The 6968-nt window shown below is 73.7% G+C and carries 4 protein-coding genes and 2 pseudogenes; 4 read left to right on the forward strand and 2 right to left on the reverse strand.

What is annotated here, in order from left to right:
* Together JNW91_RS28075 and JNW91_RS28080 are read left to right on the forward strand one after the other, a co-directional pair.
* On the forward strand, positions 1–859 hold an 859-nt coding region (locus JNW91_RS28075), incomplete at its 5' end, for a metallophosphoesterase (protein ID WP_203178477.1).
* A gap of 61 nt (positions 860–920) precedes the next feature.
* Positions 921–4111 (forward strand): annotated as a pseudogene (locus JNW91_RS28080) (UvrD-helicase domain-containing protein).
* Between the two features lie 161 nt (positions 4112–4272).
* Here the strand turns inward: JNW91_RS28080 and JNW91_RS28085 are convergent.
* The gene (locus JNW91_RS28085) at positions 4273–4914 is read right to left on the reverse strand and encodes a prepilin peptidase (RefSeq protein ID WP_203178478.1); all 642 of its coding nucleotides are present in this window, start codon (positions 4912–4914) and stop codon (positions 4273–4275) included.
* 10 nt (positions 4915–4924) lie between these two features.
* On the reverse strand, positions 4925–5929 hold the full coding sequence (locus JNW91_RS28090; protein WP_203178479.1) for an EamA family transporter: 1005 nt from the start codon (positions 5927–5929) through the stop codon (positions 4925–4927).
* Positions 5930–6010: 81 nt separating this feature from the next.
* On the opposite strand from JNW91_RS28090, the gene JNW91_RS28095 reads away from it, so the two are divergent.
* Positions 6011–6742 (forward strand): LppU/SCO3897 family protein, encoded by a 732-nt coding sequence (locus JNW91_RS28095; protein WP_238425844.1) that lies wholly within the window; start codon positions 6011–6013, stop codon positions 6740–6742.
* Between the two features lie 23 nt (positions 6743–6765).
* Positions 6766–6968: pseudogene (locus JNW91_RS32760) on the forward strand (DivIVA domain-containing protein); the annotation flags it as partial.

The raw sequence follows: 6968 nt of genomic DNA on the forward strand, positions 1-6968 counted from the left end.
GGTCGCGGCACCGGACCACGACCCGGCCCGCCGGCTGCTGCTGGCTCGCGGCGCGGCCATCTTCGCCGGTCTCACCGCCACCGGCATCACGGGGTACGGGGTACGCACCGCCCTCGGCCCGCCACGACTGGACCGGGTACAAATCCCGCTCGCCAAGCTCCCGCGCGCCATGGACGGCCTGCGCATCGCCACCGTCTCCGACATCCACCTCGGCCCGCTGCGCGGCCGGGCGCACACCGAACGGATCGTGGCCGCCATCAACCGGCTCGACGCCGACCTGGTGGCAGTCGTCGGTGACCTGGTCGACGGTTCGGTGGCCGAGCTGGGTTCGGCCGCCGCGCCGCTTCGTGACCTGCGCTCCCGATACGGCAGCTTCTTCGTCACCGGCAACCACGAGTACTACTCCGGAGTGGAGGAATGGGTCCAGGAGGTCGACCGGCTCGGCCTGCGGGTCCTTCAGAACCGTCGGCAGGAAATCCAGGCCCGTGGCGGCGTACTCGATCTGGCCGGCGTGAACGACCTCACCGGAGCGGGCACCGGCCTCGCCGCGGGCCCGGACTTCGCCGCCGCCCTCGGTGACCGCGACCCGAGCCGCCCGGTGGTCCTGCTCGCGCACCAGCCCCTGGCAGCGGTGGAGGCGGCCCGGTACGGCGTCGACCTGCAACTGTCCGGGCACACCCACGGCGGGCAGATGGTGCCGTTCAACCTGGCGGTCCGGCTGGAGCAGCCGGTGGTCAGCGGGCTCGGCGAGGTCGACGGCACCAAGGTCTACGTGACCAACGGCGCCGGTTTCTGGGGTCCTCCGGTGCGGGTCGGCGCGGAGCCACAGATCAGTCTGGTCGAGTTGCACTCGGCATAGCGGACGTCACGTCCGCGCGTGGCGACAGGCGGCCGCCACGACGGGCGTGACAGGATGCGGCGTGCCCCCGTTCAGCGCCGTACCCCCCGGTGGCCTCCCGCCATTCGTCGCGGACCTGCACATCCACTCGAAGTATTCGCGCGCGTGCAGCCGAGACCTCACCCTGCCCACCCTCGCCTGGTGGGCGCGGCGTAAGGGCATCGCCCTGCTCGGCACCGGGGACTTCACCCATCCCGCCTGGTACGACCACCTGCGGGAGACGCTGCGCCCGGCGGAGCCGGGGCTCTACCGGCTCGACCCGGACGCGGAGCGGGACATCGCCCGCCGCCTGCCGCCCCGACTCGCGGGCACGGCGGAGGCGGACCCGGTCCGGTTCATGTTGAGCGTGGAGATCTCCACCATCTACAAGCGGGACGACCGGACCCGCAAGGTGCACCACCTGATCTACCTGCCCGACCTGGACGCGGTGGCCCGGTTCAACACGGCGCTCGGCCGGATCGGCAACCTCGGCTCCGATGGCCGGCCGATCCTCGGCCTGGACTCGCGGGACCTGCTGGAGATCACCCTGGAGGCGAGCCCGGAAGGCTACCTGGTCCCGGCGCACATCTGGACGCCGTGGTTCTCCGCTCTGGGCTCGAAGTCGGGCTTCGACGCGATCGCCGACTGCTACGCCGACCTGGCCGAGCACATCTTCGCGGTGGAGACGGGCCTCTCCTCCGACCCGGCGATGAACTGGCGGGTCGGCAGCCTGGACGGCTACCAGTTGGTCTCCAATTCGGACGCGCACTCACCGCCGGCGCTGGGCCGGGAGGCGACCGTGCTGACCGCCGAGCGGGACTACTTCGCCGTCCGGGAGGCGCTGCGTACCGGAAACGGCCTGGCGGGCACGATCGAGTTCTTCCCCGAGGAGGGCAAGTACCACGCCGACGGGCACCGGCTGTGCGGGGTCAACTGGTCCCCGGAGCGGACCCGGGCCGCCGGCGGGCGCTGCCCCGAGTGCGGCAAGCCGCTCACCGTGGGCGTCCTCAGCCGGATCGAGGAGTTGGCCGACCGCCCGGAGGGGCACCGGCCGGCGCATGCCCGGGAGGTCACCCATCTGGTGCCGCTGGCCGAGATCCTCGGCGAGATCAACAAGGTGGGCGCCCGGTCGAAGAAGGTCGAGGGGCGGCTCAACGAGCTGCTCGCGGCGCTCGGCCCCGAGCTGGAGATCCTGACCACGACTCCGCTGACCGACATCGCGCAGGCCGGCGGCGAACTGCTCGCGGAGGGCATCGGGCGGCTGCGGCGCGGCGACGTCCGGCGGGTGCCCGGCTACGACGGCGAGTACGGGGTGATCACCCTCTTCGACCCGGCCGAACTGGGTGCCGGTACGGCCCAGGAGACGCTGTTCGACGTACCCGTGCCGGCGCAGCGACGGCCCACGGAGCCGGCGCCCCGGGCCGCGACCAAACGCCCGGCGGCGGCGAAGTCGGAGCCGAAACGGAAGGCCCCGGCCCCGCCGCCCGCTCCGCCGATCGCGTCGCCGCCGTCGCCACACGAGCCGTTCGAGCCGATGCTCTCCGGCATGGAGGAGGTCGGCACGGGCCTGCTGGACCGACTGGACGCGATGCAGCGGGTGGCCGCGTCCGCCCCCGGCGGGCCGCTGCTCATCGTGGCCGGTCCGGGCACCGGCAAGACGCGGACGCTCACCCACCGGATCGCGTACCTGTGCGCCGAGCTGAACGTCTTTCCCGAGCGCTGCCTGGCCATCACGTTCACCCGCCGCGCGGCGGAGGAGCTGCGGCACCGCCTCGACAGCCTGCTCGGCCCGGTCGCCGAGGACGTCACCGTGGGTACGTTCCACGCGCTGGGGTTGACCATCCTGCGGGAGAACGCCGACGCGGCCGGCCTGCCGGCCCATTTCCGGATCGCCGACGACGCCGAACGGGCCGCGGCCCGCTCGGAAGCCGGCGACGACCCCGCCGCCTACACGGCGCTGCTGCGCAAACAGGACCTGGTCGACCTGGACGAGCTGGTCAGCCTTCCGGTGGAGCTGCTGCGGACCGACCGGGAGTTGGTTGAGCGGTACCGGGACCGTTGGCGGTGGATCTTCGTCGACGAGTACCAGGACGTCGACGCGGTGCAGTACGAACTGCTGCGGCTGCTCAGTCCCGCCGACGGCAACCTCTGCGCGATCGGCGACCCGGACCAGGCGATCTACTCGTTCCGGGGCGCCGACGTCGGCTACTTCCTGCGCTTCTCCGAGGACTTCACCGACGCGCGACTTGTCCGGCTCAACCGCAACTACCGCTCGTCGGCCCCGATCCTGGCCGCCGCCGTGCAGGCCATCGCACCGTCCTCGCTGGTCCGGGGTAGGCGGCTGGACCCGGCCCGGCTCGACCCGGAGGCGCCGCTGGTCGGCCGTTATCCGGCGGCGTCCGTCGCCGAGGAGGCCGACTTCGTGGTGCGCACGGTCGACGAGCTGGTCGGCGGGCTGTCCCACCGGTCCCTGGACTCGGGCCGGATCGACGGCCGGTCCACCTCCCTGTCGTTCTCCGACATCGCCGTGCTCTACCGCACCGACGCGCAGGCCGCGCCGATCGTGGATGCTCTGACCCGGGCCAACATCCCGGTCCAGAAACGCTCACACGACCGACTGCGGGACCGGCCCGGGGTGGCGGCCATCGCCCGTGAGCTGCGGCACGCCGACGGGTTGGACGGCTCGCTGGCCGCCCGGGTGCGGTTGGCCGGCCAGGTGGTCGCCGAGCGGTTCGCCGTGCCCACCCTGGACGCGCCGGCAGCGCGGTCCGTCCCGAGGACGTCCGCTCCGCGGTGGACCTGCTGACCCCGCTGGCCCGCCGCTGCGGCGACGATCTGGAGACTTTCCTGTCGCAGTTGGCCACCGGCGCCGAGGTGGACGCGCTCGACCCGCGCGCGGAGGCGGTCACCCTGCTCACCCTGCACGCCGCGAAAGGACTGGAGTTCCCGGTGGTCTTCCTGGTCGGCGCCGAGGACGGGCTGCTGCCGCTGCGGTGGCCGGGCTCGACCCCCGACGACGACGCGGTCGCCGAGGAGCGCCGGCTCTTCTTCGTCGGCCTGACCCGGGCCCAGGACCGGTTGTACGTCAGTCACGCCGCCCGCCGTACCCGGCACGGCGTGGAGCGGGAGTGCGCGCCGTCGCCGTTCCTGGGCGCGATCGACCCGGGCCTGTTCGAGCGGTTCGGTGAGACCGAGCCGCGCCGTCCCAGGGACCGCCAGCTCCGGCTGATCTGAGCCACCGGCGGCCGCGTGCCTGCCCGTGCGCGCTCAGGCCGACCCACCGGGGTGAGCGATATACCTGTGAGTCATAAATATGCCTGTCAGGTATCACGCTCGTTCGGGCGAGAGCCACCGGCGGCCTCATCCACCATGCTGCGCGACGCGTCGCGGCAGGGTCAGCCGAGCAGCACGGCGAGCCAGGTGCCCGCGAGCAGGGCCGGCCCGAGCGGCAGCAGGGTGTCCCGCCGTACCCGCCGCGCGACGAGCAGGCCGAGCACCAGACCACCGTGCAGCACATGCGGCAGGAGCAGCCCGGTGAGCAGGGCGTCCCGGCCCAGCCAGCCGAGCGGCAGGCCGAGGACGGCGGCGAGTTTCACGTCCCCGAAGCCCAGTCGGGATCCGGGAAGCAGGGCCAGCAGCACGTGCGTCACGCCGGCGACCGCCGCGCCGGCCAGCGCGCCGAACAGCCGGGCCGGGTCGTCGGCAAGCACCGCCGCGCCGGTCAGCCCGGCAAGGGCCAGCAGCCCGGCGGCGAGGACGAGCGGGTCGGGCAACCGCAGGCAGACCAGGTCGACCCCGGCCAGCACCAGCCCCACCGCCGCCACCGCGAGGAACACCGGCAGCGCCGGGTCGTCGCCCTGTGCGACGGCGAGCCCCACGTACACGACGGCCGCCACCGGCGGGCTGAGCCAGACCCCGGCACCGCGCCGAGGTCGCGGCCGGGCCGGCGGGGTCGCGAAGCGCCGGGCCAGCGGGGGTACGACGAGACCGACCAACCCGCCGAGCAACGCCACCCCGACCAGCGCAGCGGTCGACATGGGCCGGACGTTACCGGCGGGCACCCGTCGGCGCGGTCCCCGATCGCGCTTCCGCGGCCACCCGGCGGGGGCGTTCGGTGCTCACCACCAGGGCCACCCCGGCGACGATGACCGCGCCGCCGACCAGGGTCTGTGCGGTGATCGGCTCGGCCACCAGCAGCGCACCCAGCGCCACCGCGACCGCCGGGTTGACGTAGGCGTACGTCGAGACCAGCGAGATGGGCGCGTTGTGCAGCAGCCAAACGTACGCGCTGAAGGCCACCACCGAGCCGGCCACCATGAGGTAGCCCAGCGCCAGCCAGCTTCGCGTGCTGACCGCCGCGGGGTGGAAGTCGCGCAGTTCGCCCCGGCCGGCGGCGACGACGGCGAGCACCAGCGCGCCCGCCAGCATCTCGTACACCGTCGCGACGAACGGGTCGGCGGGCATCCGGATCCGTCCGGACAGGAACGATCCGACCGACCAGGAGGCGGCCGCCGCGACCACCGTCAACGCCCCGACCAGCGGCACCACGCTCGTGCTGCCGGCGGGCAGCACGAGCAGGACCAGACCGATGAAGCCCACCGTGACCCCGACCAACGTCCACACCGGTGGACGGTCCCCGGTGCCGGAGCGCAGCAGCACCACGAGCAGCGGCACGGTCGCCACCAGCAGCGCGGCGATGCCGGAGGGCACCGCCACTCCGGGCGGGCCGGACTCGGCGAGCACCACCAGGCCGTTGCCGCCGGCGAGCAGGAGCACCCCGACGAATGCGGCGGAGGCGAGCTGCCGGCGGTCCACCCGCAACGCGCCGGGCCCCCGGCGCAGCCGCAGCACCACCGCCAGCACCAGACCGGCGGCGGCGAACCGCAGGACGGCCGACGTCAACGGAGGCAGCGTCTCCACGGCGATCCGGATGCCCAGATAGGTCGAGCCCCACAGGAGGTAGACCACGATCAACGCGGTCCAGATCAGGGTCGCTGGGGTGCTGGCGCGGCGGCCAGCCGGACCTGCGGCACTCGTCGGAGATGAGCTCATCGGTGGACCACGCTACGGTGACGTCGGAGTCCGTGTCGCGCTTTGGTGGCCGGCCTCTCACCACTCGTGCAGGAGGGCGGCATGACGGACTACGGACCACCGGGTGGTGGCGTACCAGGATCGTGGCGTGGGCAACGACCCGACGAGACGCCCGGTCGGCCGGCGTACCCGCCGGCGGTCCAGCCCTACCCGCCGGCGCAAACCGGACGGCCCGGGTCCTACGGTGACGGCCCCTACGGTGGTGCAACCGCCCACGGCGGCGAGTCGTACCGGCCGGCCGAACCGGCGCCGGCGTACGGCGGGCAACCGTACCGGCCCGACGAGCATCCGTACGGCGTGGACCCCGAGCCGACTCCGGGCGGATCCGGCCGGGGGCCGCTGATCCCGGTGCTCGCCGTCGTGCTGCTGCTGATCGTCGCCGGCGGCGGCGCGTTCTGGTTCTTCAGCGGTCGGGACGATCCCGCCCCGGTGGCCGCACCGACCGGCTCGGCCCCGACCGTGGGCGCCGAGCCGAGCGTGGGCGCGACCGCGCCGACACCGAGCGCGGCCGCCCCGGAGTCGTCGGCCGACCCGAGGTTCGCCAAGGTCGGCCAGTGCGTCCGCAACGACGGCGCGGCCGGCGGCAAGCCCAAGCTGCTGATCAGCGGATGCGCCCCGAAGTCGTACCAGGTGTTGAGCCGCATCGACGGCGCGACAAGTGGCGAGCGCGACGCCGAGGCCAAGTGCGCCAAGGTCGAGGGCTACACCAACTGGTACTTCTTCGACAGCGAACTGGACACCCTCGACTTCGTCCTCTGCCTCAAGCAGCGCTGAGCCCACCCACCCCTGGGGATGACATGACGACCTACGGTCCACCGGGTCCCGGGCAGCCGGACGACCCGTACCAGCGCCCGCCGGCCGGCTCCGACGGCCCGCCGCCGGCCGGGGATGACCCGACCCGACAGCAGTGGGGTCCCCCGCCGCCCGGTGCGGAGCCGCCGACCGCGCCCGTGTGGGGTCCGCCGCCGACGTCGGGGCCGGGTTACCCGCCGCCGACGTC

It is taken from the genome of Micromonospora parastrephiae, assembly GCF_016802865.1.
GTDB lineage: Bacteria > Actinomycetota > Actinomycetes > Mycobacteriales > Micromonosporaceae > Micromonospora > Micromonospora parastrephiae.

Excerpts from the sequence above, each read along its gene's own strand:
- JNW91_RS28090 (WP_203178479.1), bottom strand. The coding sequence starts at position 5,929 with ATGAGCTCATCTCCGACGAGTGCCGCAGGTCCGGCTGGCCGCCGCGCC.
- JNW91_RS28095 (WP_238425844.1), top strand. The coding sequence starts at position 6,011 with ATGACGGACTACGGACCACCGGGTGGTGGCGTACCAGGATCGTGGCGT.
- JNW91_RS28085 (WP_203178478.1), bottom strand. The coding sequence starts at position 4,914 with ATGTCGACCGCTGCGCTGGTCGGGGTGGCGTTGCTCGGCGGGTTGGTC.